Here is a 25052-nt window from a genome sequence, read left to right on the forward strand (position 1 = left end):
TTTTATTTTATGCTGATATTGTTTATACTGTTTTATTGATTTTTAATACCAAAATATATCCATCATGTCATCCCGACGTGAGGAGGGATCTTCTAAAAGCGTTAAGTATGCATCGTATTAGGTGCGCTGATTATCAATGTGCTGTTTTACTCCGACAATCAGTATTCTTAACTTAGGTCATCGGCCCGGTAGAGTAGAGCGGGAAAGTAAAGCACTTTCCCGACTCCCTCGTCAATCCGTACGTGCGGTTTTCCCGCATACGGCTTTCCTAAAAACTTCGTCATCAGCATTCACAGTTGAACCGTCAGAAAGCGTATTTTGTTGGGTCTATTAGTCCTTTCTTTTGAACCAAGGCCTCAAAAGCTCTTTGTCTGTAAAGCTTACACTTTCTTTGGCTCTTGCGGTTGTAGTAGCGATTGAGCTTTTCGTGAAGATAATTTCGTAACCGACGTTTGCTCACCTGTACGTAGCTGACTCCTTTTATGATATAGTAGTTCAGCCATCCCCGGATACGACTATTAAGCTCTTCTACTATTTCACTTGCCGGACTATGACCGTGCTTTTTCAGATATTCACTTAACCCACTCCGCAATCGCTGCTCTGATTTTTTGCTCGGAGATATATTCCAGTAGCGTCCATTTCTGGACACCAGGCTCTTGTCGTACCGGATCGTGTGCCCCAGGAAGCTGAAAGGCGCCTGTTCCGATTGGATTTGTTTGCTCTTGAGTTCATTCAAGGTCAATCCCATCTTCCCCAGTATCATTTTCAGTCTGTCAAGTACTTCCTTAGGTATGACCTTCCCCATCAGTACGAAATCGTCCGCGTATCTGACTATCGATACGCCCATCCTGCTAAATATACTTTCCGGTTTTGTTACTATCCGGTCCAGTAGATGTAGATAGATATTAGACAGCAACGGTGATATCACGCCGCCTTGTGGGGTGCCAAACTCATTTTTCTTCCCGCCCTTAAACTGTCCGTCCTCAAATACAGGCACTTTCAGCCACATGCTGATCAGTCTTAGTATCCTTGGATCGCTGATCCTCTCTTTGAGCGTTTTTAGCAGTTTATCATGCGGGATCGTGTCGAAATACTTGCTTAAGTCTGCATCAAATACTTCCGTCTTCCCTGCCTGCAAATGCCCCTTGATCGCTGTCATCGCATCCTTTGAACTCCGCCCAGGCCTGAACCCGTGCGAAACTTCTTTAAAGTCTGCTTCGAATATCGGCTCAAGGATCATTTTACATACCGTCTGGGCTATCCTGTCTTTTACCGTGGGTATGCCTAAGGGCCGTTCCCCGCCATTGGCCTTCGGGATCATCACCCGTTTTACTGCTTCCGGACGGTAGGTTTGCTTTCGTAATTCTTCTCCCAGTGTGTGCAGGTAGGTTTCTACGCCTCCCCGTTCTACATCTGATATCCGGATTCCGTCTATTCCGGCTACGCCGTCATTGGCTTTAACCTGTTTCCACGCTGCCCTTAGCATATACGGTATGAACAGCTTATCATACAGCACATAAAACTTGTACTTCCGCTCCTGCTTGGCTTTCTGATATAGTTTCCCCCGGAGTGTTTCTACTCTTTCCGCATCCGGGATCTCACGCCGCCGTCTTTTAAACAGCTCGCCCTGCTTCCCTTCTGCTTCGACCTTCTTATGATTTGTTACCATCAATTTTGTCCGTTTTTGTTCTCTTGGAAACCTTATTCATAGTAATGCCCCTTCGCTACTCCCGCTTTTACCTTTTCGGGACTCAAACACTACTATGGACATATCCGACTCCCTCGGCAATATGCCGACATGCATATCCCGTTAGGGTCTCCCACGTTCATGCGCTACCTTCGTCCTGCACGCAACACCATTCTACTCCGGGTATCTGACAGTGTTCTTATTGCCGTTATTCCCACTGTCATGGCAGGTTTAAGCAAATGAGGGTGCTTGACCGATATCCTTTGGCGTAACGAAGCCTTACTGGTGCAGCTTACAGAACCATCTCGCCTGAGCTTCACATTGTTCATTTCTTCCCAATGTGCCAGGCTTACTTCAACCCGAACGGCAAATTTGGTTGTAAGGCTCTTTCATCCTTTAGGTATTTAATTATTACTAATACGCACGCCTCGTGGCGCACCTCAATCGCCGCGGGAAGAAGCCCCACCCAACCCTCCCCGGTAGGGAGGGCTTAAAAAGTCTCCCCTACCGGGGGAGATTATGCACCTTGGTTTATTTTGGGTGTGCATGAGCGCTAACGCGGTTTAGAGGGGGCTTTGGACTGCCCGATCCTTCCTCCCACAGGCCAGCTCCCGGCCCGGCGTGCAGTCGGGCTTTTGCCTGTGCTCCAATAATTACCGAAGTTTCAAACCTCATCCCTATTTTTTTCCGGCCGTCCGGGTTCGTTACTCATTGGTACTAAGCCCTGTTAAAAAATCATGACCATCGGCTTCGCTATTTTGTATGATAGTTTTTCTCCGTACCATCAATTTAAGTTCAATAAAAGCATAATGGACGGCATTTCAAAACAAAAATTACAAATTTTTAAGCTTTGGCTTTCCATAACCGGTATTCACCTTTCATACAATGCCCGCAAGGCCGGTAGCCTGCGCACACAGCTTCCACCTCCGACGAAAAGAATACCCGGTTTGCCGCTTTCATCCGCTTGCCCGATTTGCAGTTCAATTTACCGTATATTTTCAACTTCCGGTTTCCGCCTAAAGTTATCATCCCTGCATCAATCAACATCTTCAACTTACGGCTAATCTGGAGCGGTCTATTGCCTAATTGCTGGTGCGCTATCATTTTACGTTAAAGCATCGTGAAAAATAATACCTAAAGTATGTCTTATCCCGCTATGCACTTCGCTTACGCCGTGCTTCATATTCAGCCGGTAATATCCGCGAGCGCCTTTAATCGGCCTAAAATTGGTAGTGAACAACAGTAGATCACCTTTTGCCGGCTTCAATACCATTGCCTTGGTTTGCGCACGCGGTGTTTGCTGCGTTAATACAAATTCGCCGCCGGTATAATCCTTGCCCGGCTCGTTTAAAAACAACACCAGTTGGATAGGGAAAAACAGATCGCCATATAAGTCCTGGTGCAGGGTATTGTGGCCGCCCTCGCCGTATTTCAATAACAATACGGTGGGTTTGTTTTGCCCCTGAGCGCGGCAAAGCGCTTGTAGTTCTGCAAATTGATCAGGAAAAACAGCCTCCATATTCAACACTTTCATCCAATTATTTGCCAGGGGTGCCAGTTGCGAATAAACGGTTTCGCGGATGCTTTGAATCATCCCCGGCAAGGGATAGCTTAAATATTTGTATTCGCCCAAGCCAAAGCGGTATCGTTCCATCACTACTGTTTTACGGAACAGCTCCTTCTGGTCATATTTGCGTACCAGGTCATCACATTCCGCATCGCTTAATATCTGTGGCATTACCGCATAGCCACTATTGTTCATCTGCTGGTATATAGCTTCCCAATCGCATTTTTCAATCCGTTCAGTTATTGTTTCCATTTGATTGACCCGTTAAATTTCCGGATTGATCTGAGCCGCTTCCCAGCCTATCATGGCCGCTTTGCGTGTGCTACCCCAATGGTATTGGCCAAACTCGCCTGTGGACCGGATAATGCGGTGACAGGGAATTAAAAAGGCGACCGGGTTGGCGCCAACTGCCGAGCCTACCGCCCTTGAAGCGCCCAGGTTATCTATAGATTGTGCGATGGCCGAGTAGGTAGATAAATTACCCACCGGGATTTTCAACAAGGTTTCCCATACCTTTAACTGGAACGGCGTACCTTTTAAGTGGAGCTTAATCTGGTTCAGTTGGCTCCAGTCGCGGGTGAAAATGTACAGCGCGTTCTGTTGCATCATATCAACCACCTGGTGGTATTGCGCATTGGGGAACTGCTGCTGTAAATGGTTGAAAGCGGTTTGCTCATCATCGGCGAAAGCCATATAACAAATGCCTTTAGCGGTTGATGCCACAATCAAATTACCAAATGGGCTCTCGGCAAAGCTGTAATTGATGGATAGCTGCTCGCCGCCGTTTTTATATTCGCCGGGCGTCATCCCCTCGATGTTCATAAACAGATCGTGCAGGCGGCTGGTGCCGGAGAGGCCTGTTTCAAAGGCAGCATCAAACAAGGTTGATTGCTTATCTTTCAAGATGTTTTTGGCGTATTCAACACTCAGGTATTGCAGAAACTTTTTAGGGCTCACTCCCGCCCAGTCTTTAAACATCCGCTGAAAATGGAAGGGACTGAGATGCACCTTCTCGGCAACATCGTCTAAAGCTGGCTGTTTTTTAAAGTTGATTTTGATATAGTCAATTGCCTGGGCAATCCGGCTATAGTCGGTTAAGTTTTGCGTTTCCATTTTTCAAATATTGATATACAAAACTATAGATGGCCGGTGCCGTTAAGAACCCGTTTCTTGCGGAGTTAATATCACCGAACACGAAATCTTGTCACGTCAACGATAAAATTTCGGGCAGTTCTGAGCCAAATTAATCCATGTTATGTCAGAAATTGGCTCAGAACTCAGGGCAAAGGCATTAAAAAAGTAAAAGGAGGCACCTACGGAGCCAAAACAGGTTTAAGGCCTTTCCTATAAACAGGCGACTCCGCTGGAGTCAAAAACAAACCGTTAAAGAGCTCCAGTGGGAGCTTCCTGTTTAGGGAACAAAAAAGAAGTTTTGGCTCCGTAGGTGCCCCCTTGTTCAGTAGGTTTCCCTTTTTGCGTCAATAAAATCAAATGAACTTTTTTAATGCGTTGCCTTGACTCAAGACTCCAGACTAAGTACTCTTGACTTAATACTATTGCTCCAGTTTACCAACCCGTTTAGGCGTATCCTTCCCACTCACTATGCTGCGCGAGCTCAACGCTATAGCGCGGATGGTGGAGGTAATGTTACCGACATCCAAAGTTGAAAATTCATCTTTTACGGTATGATAAAGTTGATCGGTGTCTATCTGGTCGGTTGATATGGTATGTGCCGGTACGCCTAATTTAGCCAGGGATGCGTTATCGCTGCGGTAAAACAGGTTTTGTTCCGGGTATGGGTCGGGATAAAATTTAAATGGTGTGCCTGCCAGGTTACGTTGTAGTATCTTGCCAAAATCAGATCGTTCAAACCCGGTAATAAACGCGGAGTTCACCCCAAATTTAGATGCCTTGCCAATCATCTCGATATTAAACATCGCTACTACCTTATCGGCATTTACCTGTTTGGCAAAATAAGCCGAGCCGTATTCCCCAATTTCTTCGGCGGTAAAGGCTACAAATATCAGTGTACGACTGTTGTTTTTTAGTTTTTTGTAGTACTTGGCCAGGCTGATTACCGCCGTTGTGCCCGAGGCGTCGTCATCGGCGCCGTTGGCAATGCTATCACCTTGCATAGGCTTTAAAATTCCCAGGTGATCATAGTGTCCGCCAAATATCACATACTCTGCTTTCGCTTTTTTAGATCTACCGGGAATCATGCCCGCGATATTGAACAAAGGGAATTCTTCCGCTGTGCCGGTATAAGCTACCGAGAATGACTTGACTTCACTAAAATCGCCCTGTACAAATACGATGGCCCGCTCCTTATTAACCTGCTGGCTGATAACGCCGCTTTTAATCCGCTCATTGAGGCGATTAAAAGCAGCCGAAAAATGCGGATCAACCAGTACCAGCATTTTTTTTCCCGTTCTGAGGTAGGTACGATATTCGATCTCGAAATTTTTATCGGCGCTTACTTTTACAATTTGTACATCGCTGTTATTGGTCCAGTTTAATACGGGCAAACCCGATACGGTAAAGGCACTATCGGCAGGCATAACTTTTCCGTTGATGCTAACCATAGTTTTGGTTGGCTTAATCCGTGTTAAGCTGAAGTTTTGCCTGAAACCTTTATTACCCCGCAATGGAACAAGGCCGGCTTGCTTAAATTCTGCCTCAATAAATTTAGCAGCTTTTTCAATACCTGGTGTAAAGGTTGCCCGGCCTTCCATATCATCAGCCGACAAGGTTTTGATGATGCGTTCTACATCGCTTTGCTGAATATATTTATTTACATTTTGGGCCTGAAGCTGTGCCGAGGCTACTATTAAGGCAAAAGCTGCTATATATTGTTTCATCATTGCTTTATTTAACTTTAGAAGACAGCCAGTTTTTGCGGAACGTTTCCTGCTCGGCGGTTAAGGCTTGCCCGGCCTTTTCGGCGCTTACTACTTCCATCTGTGGGTTTTCTTCTAAAGTAATGGTTGCCTGGTGGTTGCCAGTACGATTCTGATAGCTGATTACTATTTTATCACCCGGCTTTTTCCCTTCCAGATAGCTGGCCAGCGGTTCTGAGCCATCTACTGCTTTACCGTCCATTTTTTTAAGAATATCGCCTACATCTATACCTGCCTTGTAAATTGGTGTGCCGATGATGGAGTTGCCGGTAATAATTACGTTGCCGTTATTCAATTTGGCGGTTATTGCTCCCATCCATGGTTTTCCAGGCGCTGTTTTTTGCATGATATATCCGGCTTTGTTTAGCAGATCCACATAATTGTTTTTTTCGATACCCAGGATGTAGCGCTTAAAGAAGTCGGCGGCAAAAATTTTGTTATTGGTTACCTTGGCTAATGATTTTTGCAGATCGGCAATGGTATACGGGATGTAGGGCTTACCATAGTCAAGCCATACCTGGCGCATGTAATCGTCGAGCGTTAATTTAAACTCGCTACGTAAGCGCAGATCGAGTGCCAGGGCTGTAGCACCGCCATAATAATAATAGCTGGTAAATATATTAGCTTTATTGGCGGGGTCGATAGAGACTCCAGCATCTGCAAAAACAGCGTAGTTGCTCATTTGTACCGGGGAATATTTAGCAGCGGCAGGCGTGTTTAAAACGCTGTTTATCAACCCCGACATGGTGCGGGCATATTCATCGGGCGTATGGAAGCCCGCCCTAACCAGCAATAACTCGCCATAATATTGTGTAAAGCCTTCGGCAAACCAAAGTTCGCCGCTCATGTTGGCATGTTCAAAATTGAAGGGCTCCAATGATTTTGGGCGGATGCGTTTAACGTTCCAACTGTGAAAGTATTCGTGAGAGAAGGTGCTTAACATCCTTACCTCGTTACCTTCAACCTTATCGGCAGCCTCTACAATACAGGTTGAATTGCGATGTTCCATACCATCGCCAGAATCGGTTGGATATACATCCTGTAAAAAAGTATATTCGCCATAATCATAAGCGGGTAACTCACCATAAACAGCCTTCTCTTCGAGCACCACCTTTTGCAACATTTTACCAAAATTGTCTACCACTGGTTGCGCATCGTCGGAGTGTGTGCTCAGGCGTATGGTTTCGGGCTTGCCATCGGTATTGGTTACGCTCCAGTTGGTTTCTTTAAATGCCGAAAGCTCAGTGGGGCTATCCATCATGTATTGCATATCCGGCGCGCTGTACACATTGGCTCCGTCGTGCTTTAACTGGGTGGCCACCTTCCAGCCATGCTGATCCAGATCGGCAAACTGAAACTTAAGCGGACGTTTTTCATACCCAACCGCCCAGATAAAGGTGGCCGGCATATTTAAATGGGCGTGACTGGCATCAATACCCGAATAAGTACCATCCACATAATTGGCATACAGGGTATAGCTGATTTTAACGGTTGGCCCGTGTTCCGGAATTTCGTACAGGTCGCCCTCCAGTTGTTTAATGGTTAAGGCGGAGCTATCCACATTAAAAGCTTTGAGGTTATAAATGTTTTTACCGAACTCGTGAGTAGCATAGCGCCCTGCGGATGAACGGCTCATACGGATCTTGACTGGCAAAGTGGAGGCTTCGGGAATCGTCATGACGATCTCGGCCTCGTGATGATTAGCGTTTGGAAAAGAAATGGAGTAAAATATGGCCTTTTGAGCAAAGCTGCCTGAAGCGAGCAGCATGGCCGCGAAGACTAAGAAAATATTTTTCATGATGAGCATTTATTTTAAGCCATGAAGCTATTAAAAATAATGCTTACGCCCAAAGATGGCAAGAAGTACTACAGGATACTTTCGGCAATAAAAATAAAGGGATTATTAAATTGCAGGCTGAACAGACCATTGACCAGGGTTCTGTACAGCTGATTGCCAACGTTTTCGAGCCCGGTGAATTGCAGGCCATCCGCCTCGCTCATTATCCTGATCGTTTCGCCGGCCGGTTTCCACTTACTGAAACCGCTTGTAACGGGGTAGATCTTTTCGTCGCGATGAAACAGCACAATGTTGATGTGGCTCGCGTAGCTCAAATAATCCTCCAATACCAAATCATCTGTTATTACATTAACTGCGGGGTAATTGTTGGCCACCAGGTAATTTAATGCGGCCTGCGCCGGATGGTCGCTTCCGGCTGCGATGTATTTTATATCCGATTGATCTGTTGTGGATACCGTGCCCTCGCCAACCAGAGCATCATATTTAATACCAAAGGCATTCATACTTTCGGAGGTATCGATGGTAACTATCAGGGTTGGGCTCCATTCCAGCAGTTGCCCCAATAGTTCATCCGGGAAGTTATTCAGTCCTAAAACTAATAATGCCGGTTCCTGCTTTTCGCGAATGATGTGATGAGAAGACATTTTTATGAATGTGCAAATAAATTAATATGCAAATGTGCAGATTTACTTTTAATGTGCTAATCAATTAAATATATGTCGCTTTTATTGGCGCCTTTGCGTGACTCATTTATAATTCTCATAAGCAATCAAATTCTTAACTGATCACATTGTGCTTGCTCCACGGTTATTCAAAATAATTATGCGTTGTAAACCCACCGGCTTTTAAAAACTCGTCTTTTTTAACCAATTGCAAATCGGAAGCCATCATATCCGTTACCAATTCGTCCAGATCGTATTGGGGATGCCAGTTTAATTGTTGCTTCGCCTTTGCCGGGTCGCCTACCAGCAGGTCAACCTCGGTTGGCCGGTAATATCGCGGATCAACCCTCACCACGGTTTGCCCAAAGCGTAAGGTATCGGGTTTAAGGCCGAGTGAAATGAGTTTATCTTCGTCCATATCAATCACCACACCTTTTTCGCTGGCGTCCCTCCCGCTAAATTCAATTTCAATACCAATCTCAAAAAAACACATCCGTACAAAATCGCGTACGGTGGTGGTAATACCGGTAGCTATCACAAAATCTTCGGGTTGCTCTTGCTGCAGCATCAGCCACATGGCCTCTACATAATCTTTGGCATGGCCCCAATCGCGGCGGGCAGATAGGTTACCCAGGTAAAGGCAATCCTGTACGCCAAATCCAATTTTTGCCGTGGCCCTGGTAATTTTACGGGTTACAAAGGTTTCGCCGCGCAGCGGGCTTTCGTGGTTAAACAAAATGCCGTTGCAGGCAAACAAGTTATAGGCCTCGCGATAGTTAACGATGATCCAGTAACCGTATAGTTTAGCTACCGCATAAGGAGAGCGCGGATAAAAAGGCGTGGTTTCACTTTGTGGCACAGCTTGAACCAGGCCATACAATTCGGAGGTAGAGGCCTGGTAAATTTTTGTTTTCGCCGTGAGGTTCAATAACCTAATCGCCTCTAAAATTCTTAGTACGCCAATGCCATCGGCATTAGCGGTATACTCTGGCATATCAAAGCTTACCTTAACATGGCTCATGGCAGCCAGGTTATAAATCTCGTCGGGCTGAATTTCCTGGATCAGGCGAATCAGGTTGGTAGAATCGGTAAGGTCGCCGTAATGGAGTTTAAAGTTCAGGCCTGCCACATGCTGATCATGATATAGATGATCTATTCTTTCGGTATTGATCAATGACGACCGGCGCTTCAGGCCGTGTACTTCATAACCTTTGTTTAACAGAAATTCGGCTAAGTAGGCGCCGTCCTGGCCGGTAATGCCTGTAATTAATGCTTTCTTCATAAATAACCTAATCTACTATCGAGTACTTAATCTTAAGCCTGAGTCCGGAGTTTTGAGCCAGTTTCGTTTATCAACAATAATTTTAATTCATTATCCCTGGCCGTTAACCTAACATTTGTTATAGGCTAAGATACTTACCTATAACGACGCCTCCTTAAATTGCTGATTATCAGCGCGTGTATTTCGCTCCAATAATCAGTATTCTTAATTTTGAGCATCGGCCTGCTCAATAGCCGCAGGGGCTGTTACTTTTGTCTTGACATAAAAGTAACCAAAAAGTCAAGACTGCCCGATCCTTCCACCCACGAGGCCAACTCCCGTCCCGGCGTGCAGTCAGGCCATTGCCCGCTTTTGCCTGTGCTCTAATAATTACAGCAGGTTCGAACGTCATCCCTGTTTTTTTAGGCTGGCCGGATCGGTTTCTTATAACAAAGCTCCGTAATTGCTCCCCGAAATTGGATAATTTCATGTAATAGAAGCAGCTACGGAGCTCAAAATATATTTTCAATGGCTAACTAACAGTTGTTTGCTGCCAATTAAAATTTCTTCTTTTTTAACAATTTTAACAAATATTGGCCATATCCGCTTTTAACCAAAGGAGCGGCAATTTTTTCCAGTTGAGCTTCATCAATAAAGCCCATGCGATAGGCAACCTCTTCAATACAACCAATCTTCATGCCCTGGCGCTCTTCAATTACCTGTACAAACTGCCCGGCCTGCATTAGTGATGCAAAGGTACCGGTATCTAACCAGGCTGTGCCACGACTTAAAATACCAACTTTTAATTTTCCGTTTTTAAGATAGACTTTGTTAACATCGGTAATCTCGTACTCGCCCCTTGCAGACATCGGGATATTTTTGGCTATCTCGACAACGGAGTTATCATAAAAATATAACCCTGGAACTGCATAATCAGATTTTGGTTCCAATGGCTTTTCTTCGATTGATAAGGCATTGTTATCTTTATCAAATTCCACTACGCCATAACGCTCCGGATCCGAAACCTGGTAAGCAAAAACCAATCCGCCATCCGGGTCATTACTGTGTTGGAGCAGATGAGAAAGACCGTCACCGTAAAAAATATTATCGCCTAATATCAAAGCAACCTTATCGTCTCCAATAAAATCGGCACCGATAACAAACGCCTGCGCCAACCCGTTAGGCTCCGCCTGTACAGCGTATTTAAATGAGCAACCCAGACTGAATCCGTCGCCCAATAATTTTTCAAAGTGGGGTAAATCATGAGGCGTTGAAATGATCAGGATTTCTTTGATCCCGGCAAGCATCAACACAGAAAGCGGGTAATAGATCATCGGTTTATCGTAAACCGGCATCAACTGCTTACTAACGGCTAAAGTTAGGGGATGCAACCTTGTTCCCGATCCCCCGGCAAGTATAATTCCTTTCAATTTTCAAGATTTATATGAGTGGTTTGCAATAATATCAATTAACATCAAAACAGGCAGCCTACATTCCAGAAACCTGGTTTTCTAACTCGGCATACCATTCCTGTCCGTATTTTCGGATAAGCGGACCTTTTAAAAATTCGTGTACGCGTACCTGCAACTCGTCACCAAAGGTACATGCCGGGCTGCAAATACTCCAGCGGTCGTAATTCAATACGTCAAACTCCGGGTATGCGGTAACACGAATGGGGTACAAATGACAAGAAATGGGCTTTTGCCAGTCCACAGCGCCATTTTCCCAGGCCTTTTCAATGGCGCATTTGGTAATCCCGTTTTCCCAGATCACGTAGGCGCACTCTTTATTGATGTCTACGCAAGGTGTAGTATAATCACCTTCAAAATCGGTTACATAGGTGCCCACCTCCTCAACGGTCGCTATTCCTTTAGCCGTCATGAAGGGTTTTACTTTGGGGTATATCTCATTTAAAATATCAAGTTCCGCAGCTTCCAGCGGCGCGCCCGAATCGCCTTCGAGGCAGCAGGCACCCTTGCACTTGTTAAGATTACACACAAAATTCTCTCTCACAACATCTTCATGCACCAGCGTGCTTTGAACTTCAATCATTTATTGATTATTTAAGGGATATTTTAAGCCTTTTGCTTCAACCAGATCCATGGTGAGGCTACCAACAATTACTTCAACCTGAGCCTTTACCGGTATCCGGTTTTTATCGTCAGTAATCCAAAGATAAAACTTACTATCCTTTCTGAAAATATTACCAGGAATAATTTCGGGATTAAATTTCAGGCAGTTAAATTTACCCATGGAGCAGTCAACGGTTTCTTTACCTATATAGGTTATGGTGAGAGCCTGAATCTTATCTTCTAAAAAGTAATGAAACACTAATTTCTCGCCAATTTTCACTTTCGACATATCCAGGCAGCGCGCATAAAAATAAGCCGACGGAAAATCAAACACCTTGCCGGTAAATGGATACACACCTTTAGTAGCTGTAATTTTGTTATCGTCGTGATTAAAGGTAATATCATCGCTATGCCTGTATTTGCCTTCACGGCGATTCTCTTTATAGCGGTAGGGCAGTAAGGTATTGCAGTCGATATATGATTCGTACCGGTTGCGCACTTTGTAAAAAATATCAAAGGTACCGGTAGTTCTTCCATCGGCTATAATATGATAGCTTGGTTTACCATCAAATTTAATATCGCCATTAAGCACCTGCAGTTCAGCCTCGGCAGCGGTAAAAATTCCGTACTTTAACTTGTAATGCAAATGTTCCCCCGGTTGGAACGATGATGTTGCGTCTTTAGGTAGCTCTTGGGCACCGGCATTGATGCTGATAAGTGCAGTTAAAAAAAACAAAAACAAATATTTCATACAGCACTTATTACAAAAAGCAATCCAAAATTATTAATCTCTTCGTTTATAGATCGGTACCGTTGAGCAAGGCTCACCATACATTAAACTTTTTACTACGGCAGTTAGCCTTTTTGTTAACTCCACATAAGCCGATTCTGGAACGTGTATATCTCCGCATCCCTTAATTACAACACGCTGGTCGCGATATTGTTCAACATCTAAAGCATACATTGCTTTTTCGAACAATACAGTCTCTAAGGTAGCTAAATCGCCAAAAACAACTTCGCGGGCATAAGGAGCCATCCTGTTTGCCAGCAACATATAGGCCCAGGTAGGTACAATGGCATCAGCAGTGCAGGTAAGGGCCACGTTTTTATCCTGGTATTGCTGCCAGTTATGAGTTTTAACAAACTCGCGGAAATCTTTTTCACGAAGCATCAGGCCCATAAAAAGATTTTCTTTGATATCGTAAACCACACGCTCACCCGGTGGGTAAAAACTTGCCGGGTCAAGGCTAACCAAACCGCTTTGGGCAACCTTATTTACTATTTCTTCCTGGATATCCATTTTCTATTAAACAAAAAATCCGGAAAAGGTTTAATTACCAATCCCGGATACAAAATTACTTAAATATTGTTACAGAACCTTAGCTCTGTAATCTTTGACATTCGCCTTATTTTTCAAAGCCTCTAATATGCCACCTTCTGCTCTTTGAAGTAAAATCTGGCCTATTTGTTCTTTCTGGCGTAGCGCATTGTTTAAAGGCGCAGGATTTAAAAAGCTATCCACAACATAAACATATACGCCTCTATCGCCTTCTATAACCTTTGATACCTTATTAGGCTGCGAACCGAATATGGCGCCAATCAATTTATTTTCCTGTCCTGCTCCCGGAACAATAGGGTTAGCAAAAACAATGTTTTGTACCGGCGTAACTTGCGTATTTGATTTTTGAGCAACCTGATCAATAGTTGAAGATCCATTTGTTGCAGCCTGTAATTTAGGAGCAAGTTGCTTAGCCTTGGCAATATTTAAAACCGCAGGTTGTATTTGTTTTTTAACTGCCTCTAAAGATAAAACACCTTTAGGTTTAATTTCGGTTAATTGAGCGATAACATATTCGTTACCTGGTTCGTAAACCTGGTCTGTAAAGTCACCTTTATCAGCCTTAAATGCCCAGCGTACCAAATCGCGGATATTATCCAAGCCTGGGGCTGATGAAGCTAAGCCATTTAAATCTTCGGCTGTTTTTTTGGTCAAGCCTGCCTTTTTAACTTCTTCGTCAAAGTTATTTTTGTTTAACGATCCTAAAAATGCCTGAGCTTTAGAGTAAGCTGCTGATTTAGTTTTGCTGCTTGGCTCAAGCGGTTTATCAACAACAGCTACTTTAACTACTTTTGATGATCCTTTTTGATCTAAAATTTCAATCAGGTGGACACCATATTGTGAAGTAACAATTTTAATGTCTCCTTTTTTGCCGTTAAATACCGCATCTTCAAAAACAGGGATCATGGATCCGCGTGCAAAAGTTCCCAGATCGCCGCCTTTAACAGCCGATCCTTTATCGATAGAGTTTAGCGGGGCTAACTCGGCAAAAGTTTTTTTACCGCTTTGGATCAGTTTTTTTAATGAATCGGCTTTGGCAACTGCTTTTTCAGGGCTCCCTTCGGCTTGTATACTGATCAGGATATGACGAGCCTTAACAGAATCAGGGCTAAAACGTGAATCAACCAATTTGGCTACTTTATAGTAACCGTTTGAAAAATACGGTCCGTAAGTAAATCCTTTAGATGCGTTAAGCATCAATGAATCTATCTGCGGATCAAGTTGTCCTTTTTTCTGATAGATTAACGGCGTTTTGCTTTCTGCATTAACAGCTACAAATAACGAATCGTCAGTGGCCGCTTTAAACTCGGGTATTAATTTGGTGATCTGCTCTTTTACGGCAGCAGAGTCGTCTTTAGATGGCGATGCATCAAAAGCAACATATGCAAGGCTTCTTAACTCCTGTTGATTTTTAAATTGTTTTTTATGTTCATCATAATAACTTTTATAATCATCATCAGTAAGGGTTATCTTGTTATCAGGTATAGAAGCATAATCAAGGGCTACATATTTAAAGTTAACCAGTTTATTTTTGGCTTCGTAATCATCTTTAGCATCAAGGCTGTTTACATACAAACCATTTTTTACAAGGGTTATGTATTTTTCAATCTTTTTGCCCTCAATCATCTGGGTAACAAAATTTGCCCAGGTAGCTTTAATCGGATCGTCGGCCTTGGCCACTCTCAGTCTGCCTAAAAACTCGTTTAACGCGCTTCTGTCAAACTGACCGGTTTGCTGGTTGCCAAAATTTTGCAGGATTAACTGATTAGGGGTAGGGCCGCTGATCATGTCCTTGGTTTCGTCAACACCAACTACCAAACCTAATTTATCAATTTCTTTTTGAAGGATAAGCTGGCTTACCGTTTGGCTCCAGGTGGTTTCCTGGATGTAGCTTGTAATTTGAGGGTTAATAGCACCCTGGCCTGATTGCTGCTTAAAGTTTGCCGTGTTTTGATCAACCTTTTTATCAAAGTCGTCTTTCTTTATTTTTTCGCCGTCAACCTCGCCAACATCGTTAGCCGAACCGTTAAAATACGACTTGCCATACTGAACTACTTCGGTTGCAATAAAAGCAAAAAGCGCGAGGCCAATAATAGCAGCTACTATTTTTCCAAACCTTTCGCGCAAAAACCCCATTATACCCATACAATATCTATATTTAAATTATTCAAAAGAGCGCGCAAGATACAACTTTTGGTAAAAAGTTTTATCAAAAAATTATTATCATTATATTTGGATTAAAAACAGTATAAAACATCTAAACTTTTAAAAGCACCTATGGATAACACGATATTAACACTTGTTAAATTAATTAAAATCTTAAAAATTCGGATAAATATTGATACCGTACAGCAAGAATTAATCGAGCATCCAAATTACCCGAGTTTGTTATCTATAAGTGATTTTTTAACTGAGTACGGTGTTAAAAACATGTCTTATTATTCGACTGTTAGTGATTTGGGCAATCTCGAAATCCCATACATAGCTCATTTAGTGTCTAACGATTTTGTTTTAGTTAAAGAATCCAGGAACGGCATGTTTAGTATTTTAGACAAGGATGGAAAAGACAAAAAAATAGCTATTGAAGAATTTTCCAAAGAGTTTTCAGGTGCTATTTTGATTGCTGAACCGTCGTCGGCTTCAGGAGATCCACAATACTTAAAGAACAAAATCAAATTCATTTACAATAAATTACATTTACCTACAACTATTTTCTTTTCTTCAATAATCCTATCATATTTATTATTGAGGAACAGCCCATTTTTTAATAATCTAACTTTACAAAATGAAATGCTGGTGGGTTATAAGCTTTTGGGGTTGTTTTTTTCAGTCCTTCTATTAATTCAGAGTATTGATTATAGTAATCCATTTATCGGCAAATTTTGCATCGGAACTATTACGAGCTGCAATTCTATATTGTCATCTAAAGCAGCAAAGGTATTGGGAGGGACAATAAGTTTATCCGAAATAGGCTTCTTTTATTTTTTAGGTACCCTCTTGGTTTTTCTCTTAAATAGTAATTCAGGTCGAGTAGTTCAGTTTTTGTCAATAATGAATGTCATGTGTCTACCATTTACTTTTTACTCCATTTATTATCAAGGTGTTGTCGCCAAGCAATGGTGTACACTTTGTTGTTCAATACAAATTTTACTTTGGTTGGAATTTACACAACTTTACAGATATGTTTTACGTCCGCTCGATTCAGATATAAACAATAATTACTCTTTAATTAACTTGTTACTATGTTTTATATTACCTATCTTGCTTTGGTCAATTTTAAAACCCTATTTGATTAAACTACAAGAAATAAAAAAAATCAAAGAAGATTTAAAGGCTTTTAAAGCTAATGAATATTTATTTGAAACGCTTCTGAAAAATCAAACAAGGTATAGGCTGCTTAACGAAGATGATTCCTTCATAATCGGGAATCCACAATCAAGTAATATAGTAACAATTATAACAAACCTTCATTGCGGTCCTTGTGCAAAAACACATAGTAAACTTGAAGAATGGATGTCCAAAGGGTTCATTGACTTTAAACTTCAAATTATTTTTTTGGCCATTAAAAACAATCAAGAAAGCGAAGTTGTGGTGCGACACATGATAGATTTAACTACAAACAAAGAAAAGACTGTCGGTATTCATGCATTAAACTACTGGTATAGTTTAGATAAGAAGAACTACAATATATTAATTGAAAGATTTCCAGTGGGCGATTTTGGTAAAACAACAGAAAAATTCGACAAACAACAAGAGTGGTGTAATCTAATCGAAATCGAGGTTACACCGACAATTTTAATAAACGGATATAAGTTACCCAAGCCATATCAAGTGGATGACATTAAATATTTTATTTAACACTTAAAACCATAAAAAAAATGAATCAATTATCTAGAGATCAATTAAAGAGAGTTCTTGGAGGTGCTCAACAAACCTTAAATTTATCATGTTCGGATGCTACGCCTTGTCCGCTTAATTTATGCTGTAGTTGGTTAGGTTATTGTGGCAGTACTTCTGACTATTGCATGGGAGCACCGGAGTCAGGCTACCCTGCTGGCTCTAGCTGTCCTTGCATAAGTGGCCCTTGTACGAAGTGTTTCGGGTAAATAAATATCTTATATAGATAGTAGGCTGTTTTAGGCAAGACCCTTTGATAGCCTACTATTATGTGTCTTATTTATACCGCCCATGATAATTAAAAGGATATTTTTTGGGATTGGATATAATTCAAAAAAAGCGATAGGAAATTGCTTTCTTTTAATACGTGCATTTTTGAATTTAAGCATGCAGCTCTTGAAAATTTAACATTATTGTTGCTGGTGAATTCTTTGGGAATTGATATTTCAACAATTAAATCATGACTCAATAATAAAGGATAAATATTCTCTAATCTGCCTTCTATAAATCCATAACGTTCGAATGGATATACATCAAAGGTCAATTTAATTTTATCTCCGGAATGATATTGTAATGGACCTGATCGGGAGATTCTCATTTTATAATTATTATTGCTAAGTACTTCTAATTCTGTTTTTGTGGCAATTAACATGGGGAATTTCATAAACCACATTGTGAATAGTAGTAAAAAAGGAATTAAAAAAAAAACAGAGAATGACCATTGTAATATAAAGCCTGAACGATTATGTATAATATTCTCTACCGCCTGCGATCTAAGGGAGTTTTTCATGCTTGTTATTAGTTTTTTGTATTTAATTGATTTTTAACTAATTCATAATAATATCCCCCCAAAGCTAATAAGTCTTTATGATTTCCTGACTCAACGACTGTTCCATCATGGAAAACTATTATTTTGTTTGCATTTTTCACCGTACTTAACCGATGAGCTACAATAACCACGGTTTTTCCTTTATATATTTCCTTTAAATTTTCAGATATATATCTTTCGTTGTTCGAATCCAGGGCATTAGTCGCTTCATCAAAAAACAAATAGGAGGGGTCTTTATATATTGATCGCGCAATTAAAATGCGCTGAGTCTGCCCCTGACTAAGACCTGTTCCTTCACTGCCAATTATAGTTTCAAACTTATTAGGAAGGGAATTTATGAAGGACAAGATATTAACAGATTGGCATACTTCAATAAGCATTTTAAAATCCACACTTCCTTTTCCTATAATTATATTGTTTAAAATGGTATCATTAAATATATATCCATTTTGGAGTACAGAACCACAGTTACTTCTCCAAAAGGACGGATTAATATCCTTGAAATCAACCCCACCTAAACATATACTCCCGTCATAAGAATCATAAAATTTTAATAATATCTTAAGTAACGTGGTCTTACCGCTGCCGCTATTTCCAACAATCGCAGTAACCTCACCTTCATTGATTTCCAAATTTATGTTTTTCAATGCAAACTCGTCCGCGCCGCCTGGATAATTGAAATACAACTGATTGATTTTTATACTTTTGTCCGATGGTAATGTTGTTAAACACGTTTTGTCATGATTTTCCTCATTGGGAACTTGATGTACTTCGTTCAACCTTTCAATACTTATTTTAGCATCTTGAGCACTTTGAACAAAAGAAATAATCTGTTCAATTGGGCTATTTAGTTGACCAAGTATGTATTGAATTGCCAACATGGCGCCAAATGTCAAACCACCATTGATTACTAATTTGGCAACTAAAAAAGTTATAATTACATCTTTTGCTTGATTGATAAATAAGCTACCAGATTGCTGAAACTGATTATATGTTAGTGTCTTAAAATTAAGTTTAAAAATATCAACCTGAACATTCTCCCATTCCCATCTTTTCGCTTGTTCGGCATTATTCAGCCTTATTTCCTGCATACCTTGAATTAGCTGGATAGTCAGGCTATTTTCACGAGAATAATTATGAAAAGATTGATAATTTATTTTCCTTCTAAGCGAAAGGAATAAATAAATCCAACACATGTAAACTATTGTACTAACTATAAATATTAAAAACAACGTACGGTTATATTTAACTAGAATTACTGAAAAAATGAATAAGTTAAAAAAAGAAAACAATGTATTTAAAACCGATCCGCTTAAAAACGTTTGGATTTGTTTATTATCGTTAATACGTTGCAATGTATCTCCCGAGTGATGAATGTCAAAATAAGCAATAGGGAGATTTGTTAATTTAATCCAGAAATCCGACAATATTGAGATATTTATAATCATCGAAATATTAAGTAATAGTCGATTGCGAAGAAAATCGACTATAGTTCTACTAAATATTAACATTAGTTGACCCAAAAGCACAAGAACTATGAAATTTAAATTTTTAGTATCAATTCCATTATCAACTAAACTTTGCGTAAAAAAGGGAAATACAAATTGCAATATTGATGTAATAAAAAGAGAAATAAATACCTGGATTATCTGCCATCTTGTAAGTTTTAGGTATTGCAATATTCGTCTCCAGCCAATTCCATTTTCTTTATCTCCCTCCATTTTATAGAAATTATCAGTCGGCCTAAGTACAAGGATCGTTCCTAAACACTCGTTTTGAGTCCTATCTGTACTACACCAGCATTTCAACAATTCGTCCTTGTTAATAATGAGTAGCCCTCTACTAGGATCTACAATTTTTAATTTATTTTTTCGATTTAGTCTTTTTGAAGGTATTAATATCACAAAATGATTTTGATTCCAATGCAGGATACTGGGAGAGTGTATTTCCTTTATAAGATCGTCGTAAGTCAATTGAGCGCCAAAACTTTCAAAGCCAATAGCCTGAGCAGCCTCCATTATCCCCAACATAGATACTCCATCTTTATTGAAACCTGCTATCTCTTTTAATCGAGATGTATTATAATACCTTCCATAATACTTTGATATCATTTTTAGGCAAGTCACACCACAATCCATGGCGTTAAGTTGTTTATAAATAGGAAAGTAAAACATAATGCTTATACAACTAAAATTAGATTATACAGTAAATATGGTATCTTTTCAAGATAAAATCATAAATTTAACTGTTATATCCATTATTTAATGACAATGCTAACCAATATTGAGTTTATAATGGATGTTAATGAACTTTCAATTGAATCGTCGCTAGACGATTAATCAAGATCCGTCAAATTCATAACCCTGCTAGCAGTTATGCTTTCAACTGACCCCTCCAAGAATTTTTGACGTTTTTTATGAAAGAATAGTGTTGCAGCTTGTTTCTGACCCCCAAACATAATTTATGAATTAACGGATTGTGTTATCAATACTTTGAATTAGCAATAAAACAGAAATGCCTAATCCCATGATTTTAAAAACATTAAGCAACGATGTATTTGCTTGAAAGTCAGATAAAAAAGAAGTGTTTAATGAGGAGGTAACAAATATGATAATATTCTATTCAATATTACCGGAACGTTCAACAAATCAAGTGAACACATATTCGATGAATATACTATTAGATTGATTTACTTATCTCTATAAAAATCACAATTAAAGATATACATTTTGTGGTTATAAAACAACGCCGGTTCATATTAAAGTTACTTTGATTATAAGTAACTTAAGTCCTTTGGACGATTGCTATAAACAGTACCGAAAATATTACACTTTATGAACCAATGCAACTCTTTGGATTAAGGTAATAATCATAAATCCGCCGTATTTTTTATAGATGATTGAGGATAATTCAATAAATCATCATGACTTTCATACCGCTTAGATATCGTTATTGTAATAATATCAATAAGTAAATGTTGCTTTTTTTCTGCCCATACGAAAATCTTCCATTTCGCTAAAATAAAGGAAAATAGCACCCGTGGATATATACGCAGAATCGAATCAATATAAATTACCGATTGCTATCCAATAGCTAGCAATGTGTCACATAGGCAAATGCGCTTCAAATGCCAATAATATTAATTTATTATTTTAAATTTAGCACCATATTAATAGTGATACTTAAGTTTAACCATTTAACGTTTTAGAAAATGAAAAATAACGTTCAATTATCAAGGGAACAACTAAAAAGAATTGTCGGAGGGAAAACCTCAACAGGCGATGTGGAGTGTGGTTATCAAGCGGGAGGTGCAACATGTCCTATGAACTTGTGCTGTAGTGCTTTTGGATACTGTGGAAACACTATATTTTACTGCGGATATAGGGAAGCAGATGCTAACTGTCAATGTCAAAGCGGCCCATGCTTAAGTACTTGTTAGTATTAAATGCTCTGGGAAATCGTTTTCAAAAATCAATCAACTATACGTGTTTACTTCTAAAATTTTCATTTAATGAAATGTTATCCTTGGTCTGCTCTTTTGATTCGGTTTCCCTTTTATTAATTAAGCCCATTCTGTATGATATCGATAGGCCGCCATACAAATGAATAAATACTTCATTACATAATAGATTTCTATCCGTATTAATTGGTTAAATTACCTTTGGTTATGATGTCGCCTTTACCCTTTTCAAAGCGATAATCGGTAAAAGTTTCATTGCTTATAAATGATGTTCCATCCAGGGCAGTGCCATCAGCCTTATTTAACCAACATTTTTTATTGCTGTAAATTATCTTTTTAATCGAATCGTAAAACAGCTCGTCCGACTTTAAGACATCACCGGCAGGATTGCTTACCACTACGTTTTTACGCAACTCGATCAGTTTATCGTTATTGCTGGTGATGGCATAATCGGACACGACAGTGCATAGGATATGGTTTTCCGGATTATCTTTGGTTTTATTCAGATTTTCCTCGAAAAAAGTAATCTTTACCCCTTTTGGCATTTCGTAGAAAGGAAGGGATATAGTATGGTGAAGCATTAAAGGCGCTAATACCCGCGCTTTAACCTTAGCGGAGTCGCTGTAAATTACCTCGGCACCCTTGGTGGTATCCACATGGGTATTTGATTCCATCGCCGAAATTTGTTTAACCTTATTTAAATCATTCTCACAGCCCTGCAGCAGCATGGCAATTAACCATGCTGGTAAGAATATTCCGGCTAACCATTTCGGTTGCTTCATGCTGCAAATTAATCAAACTTGTATTTCTGGAACCATTTATCGTTAATGGTAAACCCTAAGTGCAGGTTATAATAGGTTTCGCGCACCAGGCCATTGTCAAGCGTGCCCCTGCGGCCTACCTCTGCCGATATATTGACTTTGTAGATACTTGTGCGCCTTTCGCTGGATATAGGCAAACCAAAGCCAAATGTTGCCGCGTATTGCTTAATATCGGTTCCGTTGGTATTGATATAGGTTTTATCGTATTTTAAGCCAAAGCGGTAATCAACCCAGGCTAAGTAATTGTTGATCGCATCGATATTGGGGGTAATTTGCCCGCCGATGGCAAAGCTTTGGCTGTTTTGTAAACCGGCATTTACACCTAAGATAGATAAATTTGACCATTGGCCGGTTTTAAAATCGGCACCGATCATAAATTTACCATCTTTTTGGTAAGCGATACCGAACCTGTGGATAAGTGGCAATTTAATTTTACCGGAGGTTGATGTGCTTATAAGACTATCCCTGGCTATATCGGCAGTACCATCGGATGCCAGAAAGTATTGGCTTACGATGAATTTGCTATTGGCACTGATGCTTGACGAGGACGAGCCCGAATAAGCGATGGTGAAGCGCCTTGTTTCGCTCACTTTGATATTATACTGCAAACCGTAATCAAAATTTAAACCACCCGCGGTAAAACTGTTTTCCATTTTTGAATTAATGGTTGTAGCCAATTCCGGAAATTCGGTTGAGCGGTATTGCTTTTCGCTGCCAAAAATATAGGCTACGTTAAAGCCCAGGTTTAAATTTTCGCCCAAACCAAAACCGTACCCGATATAAGCTTTCGACAAGCCGCCCTCACCGGAGTATATGCTGTTAACTACAGTGCTGGTATCTATACCGCCCGATGAAGCCCTGTTTAAAGGCACCGAGCTTTGCTGGCGGTAATTGTAGCCCAAATTGGAATAAGGCAATAAACCGAAGCTTACCGCCGAATGCCTGCTTACCGGAATTGCAAAGGCAATGTGGCTTAACCTGAAGTTGGTGCTGGTTTGGGAGCCAACAGTGCTGGTTCGTAAAGAGGTAAAGCTGCCAAAGGCGCCAATATCAATAGTGGTTAAGCTAATGGAACTATATGACGCCGGATTCATTACGTTAATATCATTATAAGCGCTTGCATTACCGCCTAGCTTCCGCACCGCTGTACTGATGCCCCCCATGCCCCGGGTTTGCGGTAAAAGGGCTTCGTCAATATCGCCTATTCCATATTTTGAATAGGGGGAGCTTGTGGTAGCGTTACTTTGCGCAAATACGCTTATTGCCGAGGCAGAAAATAGAAATACTAAAAAAAACTTGATATAATTAATCATTATGCTGTTGTATAACTGCGTTTAATCCACTTAAAACCAAATGAGGTTCAATTTTTATGTGAGCGGCAAAGATGCTATTTTTCAATAGAGTATCAAAAAAAATAGAATCGCCCCCGGTTAGTAATATATTCATTGGAGCCCCTGTATTAAAATAGCTTTGTATAAAGCCGTCAACTTCAAACCGGATGCCGTTTTGCACGCCAGACCGGATAGCTGTTTGGGTATCGTCGCCACTATTTGCATTAAATTGCATATCCGCTTCGAGCAAGGGCAGGGCAGCGGTATAATAATTTAAAGCTTTATAACGCATGTTTAAACCCGGCGATATACTCCCTCCAAAATAATTTCCCTCTTTATCTACCCAATCATAAGTAATACAAGTGCCTGCATCTATAACCATATTACTGCTGCCCGGATAAAGAGCCCTGGCCCCGGCAACTGCCGCTAACCTGTCAGCCCCAAGGGTTTGCGGCGTGCGGTAATGGTTTTTGATGGATTTAGCCATAGTTGCCTTAAACTTAACCACCTGCAGGCGCGTACTCAAATAGGCCTCCCAGGTTTCGGTATGCTGTTTTTTTACTGTTGAGAGGATGGCCTTAAGCGGTTTAAAATCATTTAAAACATCATCAATGAGCTGGTTATCAATATCGACGTAACTTTTGGTCCAAATTAATTCACTAAAGCTAAAAACCGCTATTTTAGTAAATGAGTTACCAATATCAATAACCAGGTTAGCCATCAGGCTTTCACAAACGATAATATGGATTCAAAAATTGCAAGCCCATCTTCGTTTGCCAAAAGGCTGTCGGCCGCACGCTCAGGGTGGGGCATCATGCCGAATACGTTACGGTTTTTATTGCATACCCCGGCTATGTTTTCAATTGATCCGTTTGGATTTGAAGCCGATGAGATATTGCCACCGGCATCGCAGTAGCGGAAAAGCACCTGCTCGCGGTCATTCAGTTCTTTAATGGTATCCGCATCGGCAAAAAAGTTACCCTCGCCATGTGCTATAGGTATCTTTAGCGCCTTATCGGCGTCAACCTGTGATGTTAACATGGAGTTTGAAGTTTGCGACTTCAGGTAAATATTATTGCAGATAAACTTACGGCTCTGGTTATGCAGCAGGGCCCCGGGTACCAAACCGGCTTCGGCCAGTATCTGGAAACCGTTGCAGATACCCCATACATATCCACCTTTGGCTGCAAAGCTGATCACCTCGCGCATAATGGGCGAAAAGCGTGCTATGGCGCCGGAGCGTAAATAGTCGCCAAAGGAAAACCCACCGGGCAGGATTACAAAATCAACATCTTGCAGATCATGATCTTTGTGCCAAAGCTGCACAACTTGCTGACCCATAATTTTCTCCAATACATAAATGATATCTTGATCACAATTGGAGCCAGGAAAAATGACTACGCCGAACTTCATGTTACAAAACTAATACAA

General features: G+C 40.8%; 20 protein-coding genes. 1 reads left to right on the plus strand and 19 read right to left on the minus strand.

What is annotated here, in order from left to right:
• Positions 1 to 304: 304 nt before the first annotated feature.
• The 13 genes from ltrA to MUCPA_RS14925 form a co-directional block, all read right to left on the minus strand.
• A complete protein-coding gene (gene ltrA / locus MUCPA_RS14860) occupies positions 305 to 1669 on the minus strand; it encodes a group II intron reverse transcriptase/maturase (RefSeq protein WP_008507195.1) in 1365 nt (454 codons plus the stop codon).
• Positions 1670 to 2530: 861 nt separating this feature from the next.
• The gene (locus tag MUCPA_RS14865) at positions 2531 to 2791 is read right to left on the minus strand and encodes an Ada metal-binding domain-containing protein (protein WP_008507426.1); all 261 of its coding nucleotides are present in this window, start codon (positions 2789 to 2791) and stop codon (positions 2531 to 2533) included.
• A 1-nt stretch (position 2792) separates the two neighbouring features.
• Complete coding sequence (locus MUCPA_RS14870) at positions 2793 to 3506, minus strand: 2OG-Fe(II) oxygenase (protein WP_008507429.1); 714 nt, start codon at positions 3504 to 3506, stop codon at positions 2793 to 2795.
• A 12-nt stretch (positions 3507 to 3518) separates the two neighbouring features.
• Positions 3519 to 4367 carry a bifunctional helix-turn-helix domain-containing protein/methylated-DNA--[protein]-cysteine S-methyltransferase gene (locus MUCPA_RS14875; protein ID WP_008507431.1) on the minus strand — a complete coding sequence of 283 codons (849 nt, stop codon included), beginning with the start codon at positions 4365 to 4367 and terminating at the stop codon, positions 3519 to 3521.
• A gap of 440 nt (positions 4368 to 4807) precedes the next feature.
• Entirely contained in the window at positions 4808 to 6115 is a 1308-nt protein-coding gene (locus MUCPA_RS14880; RefSeq protein ID WP_008507432.1) for a M20/M25/M40 family metallo-hydrolase, read from the minus strand.
• Positions 6116 to 6119: 4 nt separating this feature from the next.
• Positions 6120 to 7949, minus strand: coding sequence for a M61 family metallopeptidase (locus MUCPA_RS14885; RefSeq protein ID WP_008507434.1), 1830 nt, complete (start codon positions 7947 to 7949; stop codon positions 6120 to 6122).
• Between the two features lie 68 nt (positions 7950 to 8017).
• Positions 8018 to 8593 (minus strand): hypothetical protein, encoded by a 576-nt coding sequence (locus tag MUCPA_RS14890; protein WP_008507436.1) that lies wholly within the window; start codon positions 8591 to 8593, stop codon positions 8018 to 8020.
• A 163-nt stretch (positions 8594 to 8756) separates the two neighbouring features.
• On the minus strand, positions 8757 to 9893 hold the full coding sequence (gene gmd, locus MUCPA_RS14895) for a GDP-mannose 4,6-dehydratase (RefSeq protein ID WP_008507438.1): 1137 nt from the start codon (positions 9891 to 9893) through the stop codon (positions 8757 to 8759).
• Positions 9894 to 10429: 536 nt separating this feature from the next.
• Entirely contained in the window at positions 10430 to 11302 is an 873-nt protein-coding gene (gene rfbA, locus MUCPA_RS14905; protein ID WP_008507440.1) for a glucose-1-phosphate thymidylyltransferase RfbA, read from the minus strand.
• Between the two features lie 58 nt (positions 11303 to 11360).
• Positions 11361 to 11924 carry a DUF3109 family protein gene (locus MUCPA_RS38530; RefSeq protein ID WP_008507441.1) on the minus strand — a complete coding sequence of 188 codons (564 nt, stop codon included), beginning with the start codon at positions 11922 to 11924 and terminating at the stop codon, positions 11361 to 11363.
• Positions 11925 to 12695 (minus strand): DUF3108 domain-containing protein, encoded by a 771-nt coding sequence (locus MUCPA_RS38535; RefSeq protein WP_008507443.1) that lies wholly within the window; start codon positions 12693 to 12695, stop codon positions 11925 to 11927.
• 33 nt (positions 12696 to 12728) lie between these two features.
• Complete coding sequence (locus MUCPA_RS14920; RefSeq protein ID WP_008507445.1) at positions 12729 to 13244, minus strand: DUF2480 family protein; 516 nt, start codon at positions 13242 to 13244, stop codon at positions 12729 to 12731.
• Between the two features lie 69 nt (positions 13245 to 13313).
• Entirely contained in the window at positions 13314 to 15428 is a 2115-nt protein-coding gene (locus MUCPA_RS14925) for a peptidylprolyl isomerase (RefSeq protein ID WP_008507446.1), read from the minus strand.
• Between the two features lie 132 nt (positions 15429 to 15560).
• Between MUCPA_RS14925 and MUCPA_RS14930 the strand changes: the two genes are divergently transcribed.
• On the plus strand, positions 15561 to 17141 hold the full coding sequence (locus tag MUCPA_RS14930) for a vitamin K epoxide reductase family protein (protein ID WP_008507447.1): 1581 nt from the start codon (positions 15561 to 15563) through the stop codon (positions 17139 to 17141).
• Between the two features lie 337 nt (positions 17142 to 17478).
• Here MUCPA_RS14930 and MUCPA_RS14935 read toward each other — a convergent pair whose 3' ends face one another.
• The 6 genes from MUCPA_RS14935 to purQ all read right to left on the minus strand — a co-directional run bounded on the left by MUCPA_RS14935 (position 17479) and on the right by purQ (position 25034).
• The gene (locus MUCPA_RS14935) at positions 17479 to 17970 is read right to left on the minus strand and encodes a hypothetical protein (protein ID WP_008507448.1); all 492 of its coding nucleotides are present in this window, start codon (positions 17968 to 17970) and stop codon (positions 17479 to 17481) included.
• 8 nt (positions 17971 to 17978) lie between these two features.
• Positions 17979 to 20183, minus strand: a complete 2205-nt coding sequence (locus MUCPA_RS14940; RefSeq protein WP_008507449.1) for a peptidase domain-containing ABC transporter — start codon at positions 20181 to 20183, stop codon at positions 17979 to 17981.
• 1468 nt (positions 20184 to 21651) lie between these two features.
• Positions 21652 to 22251, minus strand: coding sequence for an LPS export ABC transporter periplasmic protein LptC (lptC, locus tag MUCPA_RS14945; RefSeq protein ID WP_008507452.1), 600 nt, complete (start codon positions 22249 to 22251; stop codon positions 21652 to 21654).
• Between the two features lie 8 nt (positions 22252 to 22259).
• Positions 22260 to 23603, minus strand: a complete 1344-nt coding sequence (locus MUCPA_RS14950; protein ID WP_008507453.1) for a hypothetical protein — start codon at positions 23601 to 23603, stop codon at positions 22260 to 22262.
• Positions 23596 to 24342, minus strand: coding sequence for a type III pantothenate kinase (locus MUCPA_RS14955; RefSeq protein WP_008507454.1), 747 nt, complete (start codon positions 24340 to 24342; stop codon positions 23596 to 23598). Before MUCPA_RS14955 ends, MUCPA_RS14950 begins: the two co-directional genes overlap by 8 nt.
• The gene (purQ, locus tag MUCPA_RS14960; protein ID WP_008507456.1) at positions 24342 to 25034 is read right to left on the minus strand and encodes a phosphoribosylformylglycinamidine synthase subunit PurQ; all 693 of its coding nucleotides are present in this window, start codon (positions 25032 to 25034) and stop codon (positions 24342 to 24344) included. Before purQ ends, MUCPA_RS14955 begins: the two co-directional genes overlap by 1 nt.
• Between the last annotated feature and the right edge of the window lie 18 nt (positions 25035 to 25052).

The sequence above is a fragment of the Mucilaginibacter paludis DSM 18603 genome, from assembly GCF_000166195.2.
Lineage (GTDB): Bacteria > Bacteroidota > Bacteroidia > Sphingobacteriales > Sphingobacteriaceae > Mucilaginibacter > Mucilaginibacter paludis.